The organism is Mycoplana sp. MJR14 (assembly GCF_029210525.1).
Taxonomy (GTDB): Bacteria; Pseudomonadota; Alphaproteobacteria; order Rhizobiales; family Rhizobiaceae; genus Mycoplana.
This window is the reverse complement of sequence record NZ_JARGEO010000001.1, coordinates 481,080-499,988: the sequence shown is the minus strand read 5'-3', so window position 1 is coordinate 499,988 and position 18,909 is coordinate 481,080. Positions and strand designations below refer to the sequence as shown.

16 protein-coding genes and 2 pseudogenes are annotated in these 18,909 nt (G+C 60.7%); 5 read left to right on the top strand and 13 right to left on the bottom strand.

From position 1 onward, the window contains the following. Positions 1 to 18: 18 nt before the first annotated feature. Together ligD and P0086_RS02435 are read right to left on the bottom strand one after the other, a co-directional pair. A complete protein-coding gene (gene ligD, locus P0086_RS02440) occupies positions 19 to 2,646 on the bottom strand; it encodes a DNA ligase D (RefSeq protein ID WP_275782283.1) in 2,628 nt (875 codons plus the stop codon). A gap of 2 nt (positions 2,647 to 2,648) precedes the next feature. Further along, positions 2,649 to 2,957, bottom strand: coding sequence for a hypothetical protein (locus tag P0086_RS02435; protein ID WP_275782282.1), 309 nt, complete (start codon positions 2,955 to 2,957; stop codon positions 2,649 to 2,651). A 182-nt stretch (positions 2,958 to 3,139) separates the two neighbouring features. On the opposite strand from P0086_RS02435, the gene dinB reads away from it, so the two are divergent. Beyond that, entirely contained in the window at positions 3,140 to 4,228 is a 1,089-nt protein-coding gene (dinB, locus tag P0086_RS02430; protein ID WP_275782281.1) for a DNA polymerase IV, read from the top strand. A 190-nt stretch (positions 4,229 to 4,418) separates the two neighbouring features. Here dinB and P0086_RS02425 read toward each other — a convergent pair whose 3' ends face one another. Continuing rightward, positions 4,419 to 4,682, bottom strand: coding sequence for a hypothetical protein (locus P0086_RS02425; protein WP_275782280.1), 264 nt, complete (start codon positions 4,680 to 4,682; stop codon positions 4,419 to 4,421). Between the two features lie 1,183 nt (positions 4,683 to 5,865). Between P0086_RS02425 and P0086_RS02420 the strand changes: the two genes are divergently transcribed. Next, positions 5,866 to 6,690 carry a hypothetical protein gene (locus tag P0086_RS02420; RefSeq protein ID WP_275782279.1) on the top strand — a complete coding sequence of 275 codons (825 nt, stop codon included), beginning with the start codon at positions 5,866 to 5,868 and terminating at the stop codon, positions 6,688 to 6,690. A gap of 428 nt (positions 6,691 to 7,118) precedes the next feature. Further along, a pseudogene (locus P0086_RS02415) lies at positions 7,119 to 7,436 on the top strand (DUF2493 domain-containing protein); the annotation flags it as partial. 81 nt (positions 7,437 to 7,517) lie between these two features. Here P0086_RS02415 and P0086_RS02410 read toward each other — a convergent pair. From P0086_RS02410 to P0086_RS02370, 9 genes and pseudogenes are all read right to left on the bottom strand, one after another. Further along, positions 7,518 to 8,597 (bottom strand): GSU2403 family nucleotidyltransferase fold protein, encoded by a 1,080-nt coding sequence (locus tag P0086_RS02410; RefSeq protein ID WP_275782278.1) that lies wholly within the window; start codon positions 8,595 to 8,597, stop codon positions 7,518 to 7,520. Between the two features lie 184 nt (positions 8,598 to 8,781). Beyond that, a pseudogene (locus tag P0086_RS02405) lies at positions 8,782 to 8,991 on the bottom strand (GntR family transcriptional regulator); the annotation flags it as partial. 18 nt (positions 8,992 to 9,009) lie between these two features. After that, the gene (gene ugpC / locus P0086_RS02400) at positions 9,010 to 10,080 is read right to left on the bottom strand and encodes a sn-glycerol-3-phosphate ABC transporter ATP-binding protein UgpC (RefSeq protein WP_275782277.1); all 1,071 of its coding nucleotides are present in this window, start codon (positions 10,078 to 10,080) and stop codon (positions 9,010 to 9,012) included. A 24-nt stretch (positions 10,081 to 10,104) separates the two neighbouring features. After that, a complete protein-coding gene (locus P0086_RS02395; RefSeq protein ID WP_275782276.1) occupies positions 10,105 to 10,485 on the bottom strand; it encodes a cupin domain-containing protein in 381 nt (126 codons plus the stop codon). Between the two features lie 14 nt (positions 10,486 to 10,499). Beyond that, entirely contained in the window at positions 10,500 to 11,591 is a 1,092-nt protein-coding gene (locus tag P0086_RS02390; protein ID WP_275782275.1) for a Gfo/Idh/MocA family oxidoreductase, read from the bottom strand. A gap of 2 nt (positions 11,592 to 11,593) precedes the next feature. Next, a complete protein-coding gene (locus P0086_RS02385) occupies positions 11,594 to 12,391 on the bottom strand; it encodes a carbohydrate ABC transporter permease (protein ID WP_275782274.1) in 798 nt (265 codons plus the stop codon). 26 nt (positions 12,392 to 12,417) lie between these two features. Beyond that, complete coding sequence (locus P0086_RS02380; RefSeq protein ID WP_275782273.1) at positions 12,418 to 13,428, bottom strand: sugar ABC transporter permease; 1,011 nt, start codon at positions 13,426 to 13,428, stop codon at positions 12,418 to 12,420. Between the two features lies 1 nt (position 13,429). Continuing rightward, complete coding sequence (locus tag P0086_RS02375; protein ID WP_148188236.1) at positions 13,430 to 14,683, bottom strand: extracellular solute-binding protein; 1,254 nt, start codon at positions 14,681 to 14,683, stop codon at positions 13,430 to 13,432. A gap of 84 nt (positions 14,684 to 14,767) precedes the next feature. Continuing rightward, positions 14,768 to 15,433, bottom strand: coding sequence for a GntR family transcriptional regulator (locus P0086_RS02370; RefSeq protein WP_275782272.1), 666 nt, complete (start codon positions 15,431 to 15,433; stop codon positions 14,768 to 14,770). Positions 15,434 to 15,563: 130 nt separating this feature from the next. On the opposite strand from P0086_RS02370, the gene P0086_RS02365 reads away from it, so the two are divergent. Continuing rightward, complete coding sequence (locus tag P0086_RS02365; RefSeq protein WP_275782271.1) at positions 15,564 to 16,760, top strand: Tm-1-like ATP-binding domain-containing protein; 1,197 nt, start codon at positions 15,564 to 15,566, stop codon at positions 16,758 to 16,760. Positions 16,761 to 16,858: 98 nt separating this feature from the next. After that, the gene (locus tag P0086_RS02360; RefSeq protein ID WP_112605965.1) at positions 16,859 to 17,695 is read left to right on the top strand and encodes a phosphoenolpyruvate hydrolase family protein; all 837 of its coding nucleotides are present in this window, start codon (positions 16,859 to 16,861) and stop codon (positions 17,693 to 17,695) included. Between the two features lie 242 nt (positions 17,696 to 17,937). On the opposite strand, the gene P0086_RS02355 is transcribed toward P0086_RS02360, so the two are convergent. Beyond that, a complete protein-coding gene (locus tag P0086_RS02355) occupies positions 17,938 to 18,879 on the bottom strand; it encodes a hydrogen peroxide-inducible genes activator (RefSeq protein WP_275782270.1) in 942 nt (313 codons plus the stop codon). Positions 18,880 to 18,909: the final 30 nt, after the last annotated feature.

Sequence of the window (18,909 nt, the reverse complement as noted above, 5' to 3'; positions counted from 1 at the left end):
TGGTCCGCTGTTGCGAGATCACACAGCCAGCCCTGATTTTTCGAGGCGCCTGATGGCCGCCTCAAGCGGGCGCTCGCCACCATAATAGTCCTGCCAGGCGGATGTTTTAGCAAGCAGCGCTGGCACTGTGCGGATTGTGAACCGCTTCGGATCGAGATTGGATTTCACCTGCGTCCAGGTCAGCGGCATCGACACAGTGGCGCCGGGCCGAGCGCGTGGCGACAGTGGCGCGACGGCGGTGGCCATGCGATCGTTGCGGAGATAGTCGAGGAAGATCCTGCCACCCCTCAGGCTCTTGGTCATCCTGATGAGAAAGAGATCGGGATTGTCGCTGGCCATCTGCTGGCAGATGGCACGCGCGAAGCGCTTGGCCACGTCCCAAGAAAGGGGCTTGCGCTTGCTGACGGCAATCGGCGTGACAACATGCAGTCCCTTGCCGCCCGTCGTCTTGCAGAAGCTGACGAGACCAAGCTCATCAAGACGGTCGCGCATCTCCCGCGCGGCGGCGACGACGGTTGCAAAAGCAACATCAGGACCGGGATCGAGATCGAATACCAGCCGACCGGGTACTTCAGGCTTGCCGGGCGCGCAATTCCAGGGGTGCAGCTCGACACCACCGATCTGGGCGATCGCCGCCAGTCCCTCGATCCGATCGATCTGCAGGTAAGGTTTCTTGTCGCCAGAGACCTTCACCAGTTCGACAAGGTTCGACGTACCGGGCATCCCATGACGCTGGAAGAACTGCTCTGCACCGATACCGTCGGGCGCTCGGATAATCGAGCAGGGCCGACCCTGGATGTGCTCGATGAGCCAGCTTCCGGTGGCTTCGAAATAGCGAGCAAGATCTTCTTTAGTGACGGGCTCACCATCGTTCGCATCGGGCCAAAGCGGTTTATCTGGGCTGGAAATCAGTACGCCCATGACCTCTGCCTTGGCGGCTTTGCGCCGGAAAGGTGTGGACCTGGGGGGCCGAGCAGGTTGAGCTGTACCGGTCCTGGCGGGCGGCGCCGCTTTTTCGGCCTCGACCTCCTTCGCGGGCTTGTCCTCGCGCAGTCCTTTGAATGCAGCCTGGCGAACAAGGCCGTCCGCGGTCCACCCTTCGAACTCGATTTCGGCAACAAGCTCTGGTCTCACCCAGACAACCTCACCCTGCTTCTTCGGTGCACCGATGCCGGTGAACGGCGATCTCGCCGTCTCGACAGCCTTCAGTTTCGGCAGGAGCATCTTGACCTTTGCTGCGCTGTAACCGGTGCCGACGCGGCCGACATACACGAAATGATCCCCGCGGTAGACACCGACCAGAAGAGACCGGAATTTGCCGTTGGTCTTGGCAAATCCACCAATCACGACCTCATGGCCAGCACGGCATTTAGACTTCGCCCAGCTGTCATTGCGACCCGAATGATAGGGCGCGTTCATTTGCTTGGAGATAACACCCTCGAGATGCAGCTTGCAGGCAGAGCGCAGCACGGCGTCTCCACCGGATTCGAAATGTTCGACATAGCGGATGCGGGGATCGTCAAGGGGTGCATTGAGAAGGTCTTGCAGCCGCTTCTTGCGATCGACCAGGCGCATGGATCTTAAATCCTCGCCGTCTTCGAACAGCAGATCGAATGCGAAATAGACCAGATCGCCAGTCTTGCCCTCCGAAAGCGCTGCCTGGAGGGCGGCAAAATCGGGTGCGCCGTTCTCGTCGAGCGCGCAGATTTCGCCGTCAATGATGCAGTCGGGGAGTGCGGACGCTGCATCGGCGATGCCAGGATATTTCGCTGTCCAGTCCAACCCCTTGCGGGTCTTCAAGGTCACCGACCCATCGGCAACGCGCAACTGGATGCGATAGCCGTCGAACTTGATCTCGTGCAGCCAATCGTCACCGGCCGGCGGCCGAGCGACCTTTTCGCACAGCTGCGGGGCGATGAAGACCGGTATATGGATGGCTCCAGTGGCCTTGCGAGATCGTCTCTTCCTTTCGTCAGCCGCAAGCCCACTCTTGCTGTCCCAGACCGCATCCGCATCGACATCCGCATTCGCCATCATGAACGGGCGCGGCCTGCGACCCTTACCTTGGGCGATTTGCTCCATGCTTCGGCCGGAGGCGACCGACGTGGCATTCTCCTGGAGGATGTTAGCACCGTTTTCGTCGACCGAATGATCGTCATGATGCTTGATCAACAGCCAATTGTTCCGTTTGCCTCCATCGCGATCGTTGCGCATTCGCACGAGCACGAAACTGCCGTTCAGCCGCTTACCCTTTAGCGTGAATTTGAAGTCGCCCTTCTTCAGCGCCTCTTCCGGTGACTTCCTGCCTTCCGGCTCCCAGTAGCCGCGATCCCAGAGCATTACCGTGCCGCCACCGTACTGGCCCTTCGGGATCGTACCTTCGAAGTCGCCATAGTCGAGCGGATGATCTTCAACCTCGACCGCCAGCCGCTTGTCGCCGGGGTCGAGCGACGGCCCCTTTGTCACCGCCCAGGACTTAAAGACCCCATCGAGTTCCAGCCTGAGATCGTAGTGGAGGCGGGTGGCGTCGTGCTTTTGGATTACGAACCGCCGGCGGTTTGCAGCTTTGACATGCGCCTCGCCGCTCGGTTCACTCGTCTTCCGGAAATCGCGTTTTGCACGATATTTCGAGAGATTGTCCGCCATGCTCAACGACTCGATACTCGAAGCGCGCCGGCTTCTGCGAGAATGCGCTGGACGGCGGAGGCCTGAGTGGAGGCCATGTCCACGGAGACCTCGATCTCGCCGGCCAGCGGCGCGTCTCTGCGAGCACCCCCGTCATGAGAGGCATCGCCGCCCGACGGCGCAGACCCCGCCGTGTTGCGATCCCCTGCTGACTGGAGAAAGATATCCGATCTCGAGATACCCTGTTGCTGAACTAGATGTTCGACGGCGAGATCGGCTGCCTCGCGTGTTTCGAACGTGGCTCTTATTGTCACGGTGCTGTCGTCCGCCATGGGATATCTCCCCAGTTCGAGTTCTACGGATAAGAACGCGTCTGAGGGCTCGTAGTTTCGATAGCATCGCCAAAGTCATCGCCAAATCTGGTGGAAATCGCCGCCAAGGCTGCTATGTTCCCTGTATGTTTCGGCGGATAGTTTATCCGATACCGAGGGTACCGCGAGCGACAGAAGCCGCAATGAACGACATGAGCTCAGCGCCCAATCGAAAAATCATCCATGTGGACATGGACGCGTTTTATGCCTCGGTCGAGCAGCGCGACAATCCGGAACTACGCGGCAAGCCGGTCGCGGTTGGCGGGGCAGCCGCACGCGGCGTGGTGGCGGCGGCAAGCTATGAGGCGCGGAGTTTCGGCGTCCACTCGGCAATGCCGTCGGTGACTGCCAAGCGTAAATGCCCAGAGCTGATTTTCGTGCCACCGCGCTTCGATGTCTACAAGGCGGTGTCCCAGCAGATCCGTGAAATCTTTGCCGACTATACGCCGGTAGTCGAGCCGCTGTCGCTCGACGAGGCCTATCTCGATGTGACGCAGAATCGGAAGGGCATGGAGATCGCTACCGAAATTGCATCGGAGATTCGCGACAGGATCAAGCAGACCACTGGCCTCAACGCGTCAGCCGGGATCTCCTACAACAAGTTCCTCGCCAAGATGGCGAGTGACCTGAACAAGCCCGACGGCCAGGCTGTCATCACTCCGAAGGCCGGACCGGCCTTCGTCGAGGCCCTGCCCGTCAAAAAATTCCACGGCGTCGGTCCAGCAACCGCTGAAAAGATGCATGGCCTCGGGATAGACACAGGCGCCGACCTTAAACAGAAGACGCTCGAATTCCTTGTAGAGCATTTCGGCAAGTCAGGGGCCTATTTCTACGGCATCGCACGCGGGATCGATGACCGCCAAGTCAAGCCTGACCGGGTGCGCAAATCCATAGGCGCGGAAGATACGTTTTCGGAGGACCTTCATGCCTATGAACCGGCTCGCGAAGGATTGCAGCCACTCATCGAAAAAGTGTGGGATTATTGCGAGGCCTACGAAATCGGTGCGAAAACTGTAACGCTGAAGGTCAAATATGCCGACTTCAACCAGATCACCCGCAGCAAGACAGTCCCCTCACCTGTTGCGGCCATCACAGATCTCCAAGCCGTGGTCGACCTGCTGCTCTCTCCGATCTTTCCGCCGCGCAAGGGCATCCGCCTGCTCGGCGTCACCCTGTCTTCGCTGGAACGACGATCACCTGTGGTGGAGCCACAGTTGCGGCTGGCCCTCTAGACCGCCAGCATCCACCATGCGGAAGGCTTGCGAGCCAGTGAAGTGAACGACTGATCGCGTGCCAGCACGGTCGGCCCCCGGTAGGATCGCCCCATCGCTTCGCTTGCACCCGGCCTGGCTGATGATGCTGCGGTCCTGCATTGGGGATCCGGCACCAGAACAGACAGATGCAGTCACTGCCTGGAGCCGGTCAATGAACAGCGGGTGGGTCGTCTTCCTCTAGAAACGATTGGATCCCATCACGCGCTACCGTGGCCAGGAATTCGTCGAACGCTTCGCGATCGGTCGCAAAACCGCCCTCCCACTCAAACACGTCTTCATTCTGGGTGATCACCTCGAGGCGCCAGTCGTTGTTGGTGCCGGCCGGTCGGAAAATATCGACAAGCACCGTGATATCTCCATCGGTGAATTCCCCGGCGAACTCGGAGTGTTCGTTCTTGGGCTTTTTGGACATCCGGCTTCCTCACGTTGATCGTAGCAGGCACCCCAGTGTTTAGCGGCCTGGCATCGCTGGTGTAACTTCCATCCCCATTTGCCTCGCGTATACGCACGAATCGTAGTTGGTGCCGTTGCCGTAGCGGGTGAAGCAGTAATTTGACGCGTCAATCGTCTTCTGGGTCGGCGGATTTGACTGGCAGCTGCTCACCACCAAGCCTACCAGCACTAGCATGGCGTTGCGCATATTCGCCTCTCAAATCTCCCAGTATCGGCCCCGCCAGCTGACCACCAGCGGACCATCTGGTCTGCGAAAGGCTTTTCTGATGCGGGTTCGATGTCCCGGTGAAGTTGGCGCTCCTCACCATCGATGCGTGTGATGTAAGCGCCGCTTTCATCAATGACAAGCCTGCGAAGCAAACAATCACAATGATGAGCCTGATGTCATCGATACCACTGTATGCCATATACGAAGCGAGAGACCCGGAAAGCGTCGGCCGGTTGCCATGGCTGCCGCACAGGCACATGGCGCCAGCCTTCACGACAGCAACTGGAAGTGGGAAGCGCCGACCTACTATTTCGTTGCAGGGATCCAACCGAGGAACGCCGAGACACAGAGGGCAGGATGCCCCCAGAGCCTGGCCCCATTGCGACATGGGGATACCTATTCTTCACTCGGGCAACCTTGGATCGCTCAAGCCAATCGCAGATGTCGAGACGCCCTACCGCAGTCTTCAATCAGAGATGACGACGAGGTCAGAAGGCCTGCTTGCACCTGCCTTGCTCAGCTCTGCACAGATCACTCGCCTTTATCGCCTTTACCTAATATTCAGAATATGAGGGCACCTTGTCGCTGTGGCGCGACATGTCACTGCGTACGCGCCCGTTTCCTGGCCCGCTCCGGCGGGCCTTTTTTCGCCGACGCGGATCGCTCGGTCTGATGATCGTCCGTAGCCGGTGCGGTCTTCCTCCCGCTTGCCGGCTCTCGGCCGCGAATCGACCTCGTCCGGCGAGCAGTTTGAAAGCTGAGTGCCGTGGATGGCGTTGCGCAGGCATCGAGAACGGCGGTACCCCTGTTGGCCCGGCACGAGTCCGCCTTTCATTCCAGGCCTTTTTTGAAGTTGCGGTTTGCTGGCCCATCTCGATTGCGCACAACCCTGAAGCACGCTATCGCTAAGGCGCATTAAACTGTGGGGGCATCGATGGGTGTAGTTGTAAAGACGGGTGGCCAATATTGGATCGACATGGCCAATCTTGGTTTCGATCTGGATTCGGTCGGCAGAGCAGATATTACATCCTTCAGTTCGAGCAAGATTGTCGGATATGTTTCCGGCGAGAAGGTAACGATCAATGGCTCCGGTTTTTCCACCGATGCGGATGGCTACCTCAGGGCTGCCGGCACGATCCACAGCGTCAAGCTGAGCCATGCCGGGGAGACGACTGTGTCCGTGACAGGCCTGAACCTATCCGTAGCCAAACTCGTCGATGTCGCCGAATCAGGGTCGGAAAAGCAATTGCTTTCGCTTCTCAGGTCCGCACTCAAGGGCGACGACAAGATTGGTGGCGGGACATTCGCAGACGCCATCTTGGGCTATGACGGCAACGACATTCTCTCGGGCAACGGAGGTCGCGACAAGCTCTATGGTGGCGACGACAGCGACAAGCTTTTCGGCGGGGCCGGGGGCGATAAACTCTATGGTGGGAGCGGCAAGGATACCTTCATCTTCAAGAAGGCCTCCGACAGCGCCGCCTCGGGAACCGGCCGCGACACCATTTTTGATTTCAGCAAGAAACAGGGCGACAAGATTGATCTGAGCCCGATCGATGCCAACTCGAAGGCCTTGGGCAACCAGAGCTTTAAGTTCATCGGTGACGACGACTTCCACGGCAAGGCGGGCGAGTTGCGCTTCACCAAGTTCAGCTCGGATACCTATATCCAGGCCGACCTCAATGGAGACAGGAAGGCCGATTTCGGTATTCACCTGGATGACAGCCTGTCCCTGTCGAAGGGAGATTTTCTGCTCTGAATAGGCAGCATTCTGGCGGGCCCGCACGAGAGGGCCCGTTTGTCATCTGCGATCCGATTGCTCTTGCCCCGCAAGAAGCGGTCACAAATGTACCGACGCCCGTTCAGCCAGTGGGAGCAGGGAGGAGAAGAAACCGAAACCTTCGCCAGACTGGCCGAAATCGGCTCGACGATCGCCTGCTTCGTCACTGTGCATTCCAGGATGGCAGGGGGCGGATTGGACGGCAATCGCGAACAATTCGATCCGCGGGACGATCTAGTTACCACTCAGATTTCGAGAGCGTTTGGAATGCTCCATGTCGGTACGCTGTACGGCGTCCGCGCAGTCTCTTTTCCTGCTTCTCAATCCTGCCCAGTCTTCATCTCCCGGACTTCTTGCATGACCTGCTCGAAATTGTAGCTTGCTGGTCCTGCATCGGCGGGAATGTCTCCAAGGTCAATCACGCCAACATGATCGCCGCGATGGTCGACTCCAGAGACTTCCTCTCCGCCCGCCGGGGTGCCGAGATCGAGGTTCTGATCCGGTCGCACCAAGATCGCCTTCGGAGGCGGTGGACTACAACAATCACGAGCGGGTCTGGGCGGCGCTCGGCAAGGCGCTCGCCAAGCACGCGGACAGCGTGCTGCTGCACGGTGGCTCGCCGGACGGCGCAGAACGCATCGCAGCGTGCTGGGCCGAATCCCGCGGCGCGACACAAGTCGCCTTCAAGCCGATGGAGCAAACACGCGAAAGCCGCCCCGTTCCGCCTAGGATGGAGACAATCACTGCCGGGTCCTTTGCGCTGACCGCCAGGTTCATAGTCACGGGTCGGTTTTGCCGTTTCCTCATCAGAACGGCAACACCACCCGTTCGCCGATCTCCTGACCACCGGTCTCGAGGCATTGGCGGAGGAAGCTTTTGTTCTCATCCGACAGCGTTGCCACGCCGCCCCTGATGGCATCCTGCCAGGCAGATCCGCGCTCCCACGCTTCGCTGTAGGCAATGGCAAGGTCGGCAGATCGGCGGGTCTCAAGCATTGCCTCTGCAAGGATACCGGCCTGCATGACATCCTTGTCGCGCTTGAGGACGCTGTCGGCATGGCGGCGGGAGGCGACGATCAGCTTATGGATCGCATATCGGGCCGGATTTGGGACAAGGACTGAAACGCCGGCCCCGTGGAGCAGGACTGCCCGCACCGGCTCGCGGATCAGAAAGTCCATGAAACGAAGCGGTTGGGCGCGGGCGCCGCCAAGAGCCGGCATCGCTGCCGGTTTGTCGAGATATTCGTCCTTGCCGCGGTTGGTGGTCAGAAACTCGACGCGATAGCCCTGCTGATTAACGAAAGCCGTCGTATCGGCCGCCGCTAGGGTCGGCACGGCCCGGAAGGTCGGATCAACGCCTTGCAGCAGCTCGAGAATGGGCGGCAGACTGTCCATCACCTCGGCCGAGACCGCATAGTCCTGTGCGAAGTCTGCATCTGCGGTCATGATGGCGGCAGACGGAAGGCGAACACCCAACAGCCCGGAATACGTGCCGAAGGCAAGCGTCCCGACGAGAACCGCTCGCAGGCGAAAGAGGCCTGCAGCCGCCAGGGCTCCGATGATCGCCCCCGAAGTCGGATCAGCGGCCTGCAGGCCGCCATCGCGCGTGAGGCTGGAAACCAGGCGCCGTCGCGTCCGATAATCCGATTTGGTGCGGGAAAAGTCGTGCACCCGCCTGGCGATCTCCGGGTCTTCAGCGCGGCCGACATATTTTCGCGCCTGCCCCCCTTCTCCGTCCGGTTGGTCGAAATACCAATAGTCGCGCTCCTTGACCTTGACCTTGACGAAGCGCCCGGTCGGAGGGAAATCGCGCGTCCACGCATCATCCAGAGCGCGTTGACCGATCTCGGCAAGCATGGTCTGGTACGTCAGATCGATGTGGCGCAAGGGAGCTCCTCGTTATATCATACTCGCGATTATAGTATAACGGACATGAACTGGCGATCAACGTCTAACTGCATCGGTTCCCCGATTGCGCCATGACCCCGAAGACCGAACATGGTTATATCATAATTACAATTCTAGTATACTTGCGATGGCGGACGCGCTACCGTAACAAAACTGAATTGCGTCAATGCGCTGCGGCCAGCACGATCCCGTCAGCCACCTCATCGCATCGATCCGTCAGCGTAGAGGTCGCAACGCGCAGATGGTTGCTCGGCAGAACAGAGAATTTCGCTCCAAGATGGGCGATACCCTCGCCGCCGACGTGACCAGGCTCAAAGGGTTCCGACGATACCGGGATCCAGGCGCACAACCCGCCGCCATGGGCAGCCTCGACGCGAGGTCACTCATTGCCTCAATCTGTACGCCGACCGGTGGCGGCGTCGAAAAGATGAACATCCGCGGCGCTGACAGCCAGGTTTATTGTCTCGCCGGGGCGGAGGGCGACGCGTTCGCGCAGCAGTATTGTCAGATCCTGCTCTTGCGTCCGGGCGGTTACCTGCGTCTCCGACCCCGTCGGTTCAACTATCGCAACACGGGCGGGAACGCCGCCTTGCGTGACCAGGATGAGTTTTTCCGGGCGCACACCGTAGATCAATTCGCGATCGCTGCCCGCGATCTTCCGGTCAGGCGGGAGCGGCAGAGGAATGCCACTTGCAGTGCGGAATATCTTGGAATCATCGGCCTGAATGCGGCCTTTGATCAAGTTCATGGGTGGCATGCCAATAAAGCCGGCGACGAAAGTCGTCGCGGGATTGTCGTAGATATCGAGCGGCGTGCCGACCTGTTCGACCATGCCGTCGCGCATGACGACGATGCGGTCCGCCATAGTCATCGCCTCTGTCTGGTCATGGGTAACATAGACGGTCGTGATTTTCAGCCGCTGATGCAGTTCCTTGATTTCCGCGCGCATCGCCACGCGCAGCTTGGCATCAAGATTGGACAGGGGCTCGTCGAACAGAAAGACCTTTGGATCGCGCACGATGGCCCGGCCCATGGCCACGCGCTGGCGCTGACCACCGGAGAGATGGCGCGGATGGCGATCGAGATATGGCTCCAGCGCCAGGATCCTCGCCGCATTATCGACCCGCCGCGCGATCTCGGCCTTGTTCACGCCGCGCAGCTTCAGCGAAAATCCCATGTTTTCGGCGACCGTCAGGTGGGGATAGAGCGCATAATTCTGGAACACCATGGCGATGTCCCGATCCTTTGACCTGAGGTCGTTGACCACGGTTTCTCCGATCGAAAGCCGGCCGTCGCTGATCGATTCCAGCCCGGCGATCATCCTGAGCAGCGTGGATTTTCCGCAGCCGGACGGGCCGACCAGGACGATGAATTCGCCGTCCTTGATTGTGACATCGATGCCGTGGATGACCGGCAGGCTGCCGTAGCTCTTCCTGATATTCTGCAATGCAATCGAAGCCATCTCTGTCCTCCTGCCGGGCGGCTTTCAGGCGGTGCCCGCGCCTTCATGGTTCACGGCCGTGCGCTGGCCGGACGAAAACATGATCAGCGCGAACAGCGGCTCGGAGCCGAGCGCGCGCGCCCAGTGGCGGATGTTGCGGGGGATACGGATGGCATCACCCTGTTGCAAGACATACAGTGTGTCCCCAAGCTTGTGCTCGCAACTGCCCGACACGACATAGAGGATTTCCTCGCAATCGGGATGGGAATGCAACTGGTTGCGTTCACCCGGATTGATACGGCAGGTGCCGAAGGTCATCTCCGCGCCGGGCGTGCCCTCGCCCGTGATCTTCCAGTTCAGTTCGCCCCAGGACGTCGGCACGAACTCGCCATCCGACTTCCTGAAAATGATGTCGCTTTCCGTCATGTGCGGCTCCCGGATCAAAGTTCGATGGTGACACCGGCATCGGCGCGTCGATAGAATTCGAAGAGTTTCATGATCTCGCTTGCGACCTCGAGCGTGCCCTTGGTGATAAGGCGGCCGGACTGGATGGCGTCCGTCAGGTGCAGAATTTCTGGAACGTATCCAAGATAGAAGAGGTTGTTGTTGTAGAGTTGCCCCAGCGAATGTTCCGGCTCGTAGACAAGTGCGGCATTGCCGTCGGCCTGGATGAAACTCGCCGCACGGCCATAGCTCGGCAGCTCCGCCCTGCGGAAGTAGGTAAGCTTGCTGCCGTTCTCGACAATGGCATTTGCGCCCTCGCCGACGACCTCGACCCTTTCAAACATGCTGCCACCGGACTGGCCCGCCGTGAGGTGCAGTGTGCCGATCGCGCCCGAGCGGAACTTCATGTTGGTGATGCTCGCTCCCGTCCCCGGCTCCCACTCGTAGCTCGCCCGCTCGATCTCACCGCCGAGAAAGTTGAGGATCGAGCCGGGATGGTAGATGTGGTCGAGGAAGCTCTGCATCTTGATGAGGTCGCCGCGCTCACCCGGCGCCGGCAAGCTTTGGGGATATCGCACGTTGATCGAGGTCAGGCGGCCGAATTCGGGCGTGCCGATCAGGTCCTTGAGCTTTTCGATGGTGGGGAAGAAGGTTTTCTTCAACCCCGTCATCACCATGCGGCCAGCGGCCGCGCTGGCGAACATCAGTCGCTCGATTTCCTCGACACTGGCCGCAGTCGGCTTTTCCATCCAGACATGGGAGCCGGCGTTCAGCGCATCGTGTGCCAGGTCGGTTGCCTGCACCCGCCCGTCAGGATGATAGGCGGTAACGAGGAAAACAAGGTCGGGCTTTTCCTTCGCCAGCATCTCGTGGTGATCGCTGTAGGCCCTCTCGGCGCCGAACAGCCTGGCGAACTTGGCCGCACGCGCGATATCGAGGTCGCAGATGCCGAGCAGCTCGACCGGTGCATAGCGCAGGGCCGGATATACATTGCGATAGGCGTGGCCGCCGGCGCCGATGAAGCAGGCCTTGATGCGATGGTCGAATTCGAAATTGTAGCGGATTTCCCGCTGGATGTGATGTGACATGGTCAGCCCTTGATTGCACCCTGCGTCAGGCCCTCGGTGAAGCGGCGCTGCATGAGGATGTAGAGAATGATGATAGGCAGGAAGGAAATGACGGTGCCGGAAAACACCAGACGGTACTCGGAAGCATAGGTGCTGGCGAACCTGACCAGGCCGAGCGGCAGGGTTTGCACCTCGGGACTGATCAGCACGATCAGCGGCAGGAAGAAATCATTCCAGGTGGACAGCGCGCTGATGATGACCAGCGCCTGGATCGCCGGCGTGGAGATCGGCAGCAATACCTTCGTCAGGATCTGCAGATGCGATGCCCCGTCGATCTTGGCGGCCTCGACCAGTTCGTCCGGCACGCTCATGAAGAAGCTCCTCATCAGGAAAATGCCGAAGGGAATGCCGCTGCTGACCTGCGCCAGCACGATGCCCGACAGCGTATTGACCAGATTGAGGCCGAACAGGACCTGATAGAGCGGTATGACGATGGCCTGGACCGGGATCGTCAGGCCCAGGATGAATATGTAGAACAGCCATTCCCGGCCGGGAAAGCGGATCTTCGCCAGGGCATAGCCGGCCGGAGCGCAGGTCAGCAGGGACAATAGCACTACGCCGGCGAGATTGAGCAGGCTGTTGCCGACCAGTTCGCCGAAGCCCCCGATCTGCCAGGCATCCTGGTAGTTGCGCCACATGAGATCGGCGGGCCACGCATAGGGATCGGCTTGCCCGATCTCAGCCTCGGTTTTGAGACTCGACACGACAAGCCAGGCAAAGGGAGCCAGGATCAACAGCATGACAGGCACCAGGCCGAGCACGACGGGCCATTCGCGGTGACGGGTACTCATCGGGAAAGCCTCGCGCGCCAGCGGTTGAAGGCGATGGTTACGGCAATTGCCAGCAGGCTGAGCAGGATGCAAAGGACGGCCGCCCGCCCGTGATCCTGGGACTGGAAGGCCAGCCTATAGATGTAGGTGGTGATCAGCTCGCTCTGGTAAAATGGGCCACCATTGGTCATGACGAAGACGGTCGCGAAACCCTTCAGGCCGTTGATCATAGCCAGCGACACGACGAAGGTGGTCACTTCCCGCAGCCCCGGCAATGTGACATGCACCAGCTTCTGCCAACTCGATGCGCCATCGACCTCAGCCGCGTCGTAGAGCGCGCGGTCGATACTCTGAAGGCCGGCGATGAACAGCAGCATGTAGAGACCAAAACCCTGCCACGAGCTTGCGACATTGACAGAGAAAAGCACCAAAGCGGGATCGGACAGCCACCCCTGCGTGAAGGCACCAAGCCCCAGTTCCGTCAGCCCGGTATTGAGCAGGCCGTAGAACGGATCGTAGATATTAGCCCAGATGACCCCGACCACGGCGAGCGACACAAGATGCGGCAGGAAAAAGGCCGTACGGAAAAACACCTGCGTGACCTTCAGGCGGCTGATGGCGAGCGCCAGCGCCAGCCCGAGCCCCCCGGCCAGCACCACATGGTAGATCAGCCACAGGAACGTGTGCCATAGGCTCTGCCAGACGATGGGATCGGCCGCCGTTGCCCGGTAGTTGTGGAGGCCGACGAAGGCGGACGCGGTGTTGAAACCGGCCGAACTGTTGAAGCTGAGCCAGAAGGTGGCGGCAATCGGCAGCAGGCTGAAGATCGCGTAGAGCACCAGCGCAGGGGTCATCAGCCCTATCGCACTGCGGGCGTCGTGGCTGTCGAAGCCGTCGCCACGGGCTTCCCCTTTTGCTGTCCTGGCGAGACCAGGCCGGGTTTGGGCGGCATCCGCCAGCATTGCTCCATCGGCCCGGTGGCCGAGGGGAGCAGCAGCGCTGCTCCCGGGCGTTTCACGAACGGTCACGCTATTTCGCCTCTGCCATTTTCGCCTGCATCTGCTGCATTCCGGCCGCGCCGGTCACCTGTCCGGAAATCAGTCCCTGGATCATTTGGAAATAGGTGTCGAGGACCGTGGCGGGCAGGTAGACGCTGGGATTGTAGCCGACACCACCAGCCGCAGCCGCGAAGATCTCCCTGAGCACAGGGGTCGACGGCTCGATGCCTTTGAGCTCACGGGGGTAGATCATGGTGCTGGCCGGCGCCTGAGCGCGCTTCTTCATCACGGCGTCGGACAGCATGAAATCGATCCATTTCATCGCGAGGTCAGGCTGCTTGGAATTAACCGGCACAAGCCAGCTCCAGCCCACGCCGCCGGTCGGAATGGCCTCGCCAGGAAGATCGGAAGGCATCGGCGCATAGCCGGCATTGGCAAGATCATACCCGGCCTTGCGCGCATTGGCAGTGAACCAGGGACCGGCGACGAACATCGCGGCGCGCTTGTTGAACCACAGCCGCGAAGCACCATCGAGATCGAGGCCCGCCATCTCCTTCTTGATGAAGCCGGCCTCGATCAGTTTCTGCAGCCGCACGGCACCGGCAGCGACCTTGGGATCGTCCCAGGCTATTTCCTTGCGCAGTGCCTGGCCGATCGTCTCCTTGCCGCTGGCCGATTGCAGCAGGTTGCCGAACAGGTGGCCGGCGCTACCGCTGGTCCGAGGACCGATGGCGATCGGTTGCAGGCCCTTGGCCTCAATGGCCGCCAGCAGGGTTTCGAACCCCTTCCAGGTGTCGGGAACCTCCCAGCCGGCCGCCGCAAAGACGTCCTTGTGGTACCAGATGCCCAGCGCATCCAGCCCATCCGGCACCTCGTAGATCTCGCCCCCGAACTGCCCCTTCAGCTCGGTGTAGAGCCAAGGATAGATCTGGTCCTTCCATCCGCGCTTCTCGTATTGCTCGGTCAGCGGCATGACCTGCTTGGCATTCCTGACGATGGTGATGCGGCCGATGCCGGAATTGGTCAAGATGACATCCGGCCCCGCATCGGACTGTATGGCCGCCTGTACGGCGCCGTTGCTGATCGTGCCGGTCGGCGGCATGAACTCAACCGTCACACCGGGATTGGCCTTCTCGAAATCGGCTTTGATGCCATTCCAGAGTTCAGCGACGAGCGGCTCGGCAATCTGCTCGGGGCCCCACATCTTCAGCGTCTGGGCATTGGCCACGGCGCCGCCGGCCAAAATGGCAAGCGCGGCCACACTGCCTGCGAGAAATTTCAGCATTGCTTCCTCCTCTTGAGCGGCCATGGCATGGACCGCCTCCCGTTTGCCGGAAAAGGGGACCTCCCTCCCCTTCCCTTGCCCCGGCTATGCCGCCGGGGTTTCCTTCTTGAAGCGTGCGAGCACCGCGTGCTGTACGTCGCTGATATGCGCATGCATCAGCGCCTTTGCCTGCGGAATGTCGCGGGCCCTGAAAGCCTGCAGGATCTGATCTCGCTCCTGCGCTGCCCGTTCGGCGAACTCCCTGCTTTCATTGGCAATGGTGCGGCAGATCTGGATTTGCAAGGCCAGTCGCGAGAGCGTTTCGATGAGGGGCGCGCTGCCCGATAGTTCGGCGATGGTCTCGTGGAATTCCCTGTCGCGCGCGCCATAGGTCTCAAGGTCACCCCGCCGCAGCGCCGCCACCGCCTCATCGAGCAGCCGCTCGAAGCCAGCGATATGGGCATCGCTCATCTGCGGAACCGCCAGCTCCACGGCAAAGCACTCCAACGTCTTGCGCAATTCGTAGAGATCACTGACTTCCTTGCGGCTGAAGCTGCGGACGAAGAAGCCGCGATAGGGCTTGATCTCGACCAGGCCTTCCTTGGCAAGCGTGCCGATCGCCTCGCGAAACGGCGTGCGGCTCACCTGGAGTCGCTCCGTCAGCAGCTTCTCGTCGATCGACACGCCGCTCGGCAACTCTCCCGATACGATGAGGCGAACGATTTCCTCGTAGATCCGCTCTCGAAGGGTCTGATGATGCGGGGCATTCATGGTGTCGTTTCCGTCTGGATTTCGATGACTAAGTATGCAATATCCTAAATAATATACAATATGCAAAATGGAGTTTTCTGCAGATCCACTCCGCCGTGAGGAGACGGTGAGGAAAACGGGAGGAACAACAATGGGAAAGGCTTATATCATCGGCACTTGCGACACAAAGTTCACAGAGCTGGACTATGCCCGGACCGCTGTCAGGCAGGCAGGCGCCGAGGCAATTTTGGTCGATGTCGGCACGCAGGGCGCGCATCCGGGTGCAGACATTCCGGCCAAGGATGTGGCCGCATGCCACCCGGCGGGAGCCGCGGCGGTGCTCGAGCAGACCGACCGCGGCAAGGCCATTGCCGCGATGGCAGAGGCATTGTCCGTATTTCTGCGGGAATGCAAAGACGTCGGCGCGGTTCTCGGGCTCGGAGGCACCGGCAATACGGCCCTCGTGACCCAGGCCATGCGGGACCTGCCTGTGGGGCTGCCAAAGCTGATGGTCTCCACGGTCGCTTCCGGCAACGTGGCCCCCTATGTCGGACCCAACGACATTGCCATGATGTACTCTGTCGTCGATATTGCCGGCCTCAACGCTATATCCCGCAAGGTCATCCGCAATGCCGCACATGCCGCCGCCGGCATGGCACTGCATCCGCCTGCTTCCTCCGTAGACGACCGGCCGGCCATCGGCATCACCATGTTTGGCGTGACGACGGCCTGTGTCACACAGTTGAGGGACATGCTGGGCGAGAGTTACGAGCTATTCGTCTTTCACGCCACCGGCGTCGGCGGCAGATCGATGGAGAAACTGGCGGATTCCGGCCTGCTGCAGGGGGTCATCGACGTAACGACGACGGAGGTTCCGGACCTTTTGGTGGGAGGCGTCTTTCCCGCGACCCAAGACCGCTTCGGCGCGGTCATCCGCACCAGAATTCCTTATGTCGGTTCAGTCGGCGCCGTGGACATGGTCAATTTCGGTGCGAGGGAGACCGTGCCGGCCGAGTTCCGCGACCGCCGGCTCCATGTGCACAATGCCCAAGTGACGCTGATGCGTACCACGCCGGAGGAGAACCAGCGCATTGGCGCGTTCATCGTCGAGAGGCTGAACCGCATGGAAGGACCAGTCCGCTTCCTGCTGCCGCTGCAGGGGGTATCGGCGATCGACGCTCCGGGGCAGCCGTTTTATGACCCTGCCGCCAACGAAGCCCTGTTTTCGGCCATCCGCGCCGGCTGGAAGACCGCGCCGAACCGGCAATTGATCGAAGTCGACGCCCATATCAACAGCCCTGAACTCGCAGCCGCCCTTGTTACCCATTTCCACGACATCACCGCCTGAGAGTGCCCGCTTTTCTTTAGACCGCGAGAACTCGCTACTGTGTCGTTTTGGCCGCAAGCCGCTGCGCGGTCTTGCTGAAATTACTCGGAGGAAGCTTCATGAATCGCCATTCACGCAACGAAATCCTGGATCGCCTGCGCCGCAAGATCGCTGAGGGGAGACCGATCATCGGGGGCGGCGCCGGCACCGGCCTTTCGGCCAAAAGCGAGGAAGCCGGTGGCATCGATCTGATCGTGATCTACAATTCCGGCCGATACCGCATGGCCGGCCGTGGCTCTCTGGCCGGCCTGATGGCCTACGGCAATGCCAATGACATCGTGCGGGACATGGGACGGGAGGTGCTTCCCGTGGTGCGTCACACGCCGGTGCTGGCCGGCGTCAACGGAACCGATCCTTTCATGCTGCCCGACCTGTTCCTCGATGAGTTGAAGGCCATGGGGTTTGCCGGAATCCAGAACTTCCCGACGGTCGGCCTGATCGATGGCACCTTCCGCGCCAATCTGGAGGAGACCGGGATGAGCTTCGACCTTGAGATCGACATCATTGCGCGCGCTCATGCGAAGGACATGCTCACGACGCCCTATGTCTTCGGAGAGAACGACGCCGTCGCCATGACCAAGGCTGGAGCGGATATCGTCGTGTGCCATCTCGGACTGACGAGCGGCGGCGCGATCGGGGCTGAGACGACGGTCACGCTCGACGAATGCGTCGAACGCATCAATGGCTGGTCGGAGGCGGCCCGCTCGGTGCGGGACGACGTTATCGTGCTCTGCCACGGAGGCCCGATCGCCATGCCGGACGACGCCGCCTATGTGCTCTCCCGCTGCAAGGGCTGCGACGGGTTCTATGGCGCGAGCTCCATGGAGCGGTTACCAACGGAACAGGCAATCAAAGCACAAATCGAGGCCTTCAGCAGTCTGGCCAGTGGAAGGTAAGCCTCCCGTCTGAGTGAACCCACGTGCTCCGAGGTCATTGGTGTGGTCGCGAAAGGCGGTGTCCGGTGAGATCGGCGGTGGCTTGGCCCACTCCTGGGGTGTCAATTTGCACTCAAGCCCTCGACAAGTCGATTGACGCCGTTTTGATGGCGATCACCACCGGGGGCCTAGGTGCGCGACCAGGCAGCCAACCAAAGAAGCCAGCCTGAGCTATCGAAGCGCAACGTGACACACCGACATACTCACCTGCGCAGTTTGGCCACACCGCCCACAAGATCATAGGGTTCGCCGTTCCTGCGCAGGCCCGCCTCGCGGACGATCTCGGCAATCTGACCGAACTGGGACGCCAATGGATTCGTCTTTCGCCACACCATCCCGATGGTACGGAAAGGTCGAGGCTCGGCAAGCCTGAACACGCTGACGTCGGCAGAACGCGTTTCTGTCGGCACGGCCATCTTCGGGAGCAGAGTCACGCCAATACCAGCACCCACCATCTGCACCAGCGTGGTCAGCGAGCTTCCCTCCATCAATTCGCGCGGCGGTGCGCCGGCAATGTTACAGAACGAAAGCGCCTGCTCGCGAAAACAGTGCCCCTCCTCGAGCAGGAGAAGGCGCATCTCCTGCAGCATTTCGGAACTCGGCACGGGCTTGTCTGCATCCTCAAGCGGCCGCACCAGAACAAACTCCTCACTGAAGAGCGCGACTTCCTCCAGCGTCGCCTCTGAGACCGGCAGGGCGACGATCGCCGCATCAAGTCTTGCCTCCTGCAAGTCCTTTATCAGCCGCTGGGTCACCGCTTCACGGGGTCTTGGCTCAAGCCCTGGATAGCGACGCGTGAGCGTCTTGATGACATCAGGGAGCAGATAGGGGGCGATGGTCGGTATGACGCCAATGCGGAGCCGGCCCGCCAGTGAATCATGCGCCGCCCGCGCCAGTTCAGCCAGTTCATCGACGGAGCGCAGGATCGCACGCACGCGCTCGGCAAATTCCTCGCCCATGCTCGTCAGCCGGATCTGCCGCCCGCCGCGTTCGACCAGAGGGGCGCCGATCAATTCCTCCAGTTCGCGGATCTGCACGGACAAGGCCGGCTGCGAGATCGCGCAGGCTTCCGCCGCCCGGCCGAAGTGGCCCAGCCTGGCCAGAGCCTCGAAATAGCGTAGATGCTTCATGGACAGGCCAATCATAACCTCAGCATATCGGACTGTTTAGAATAT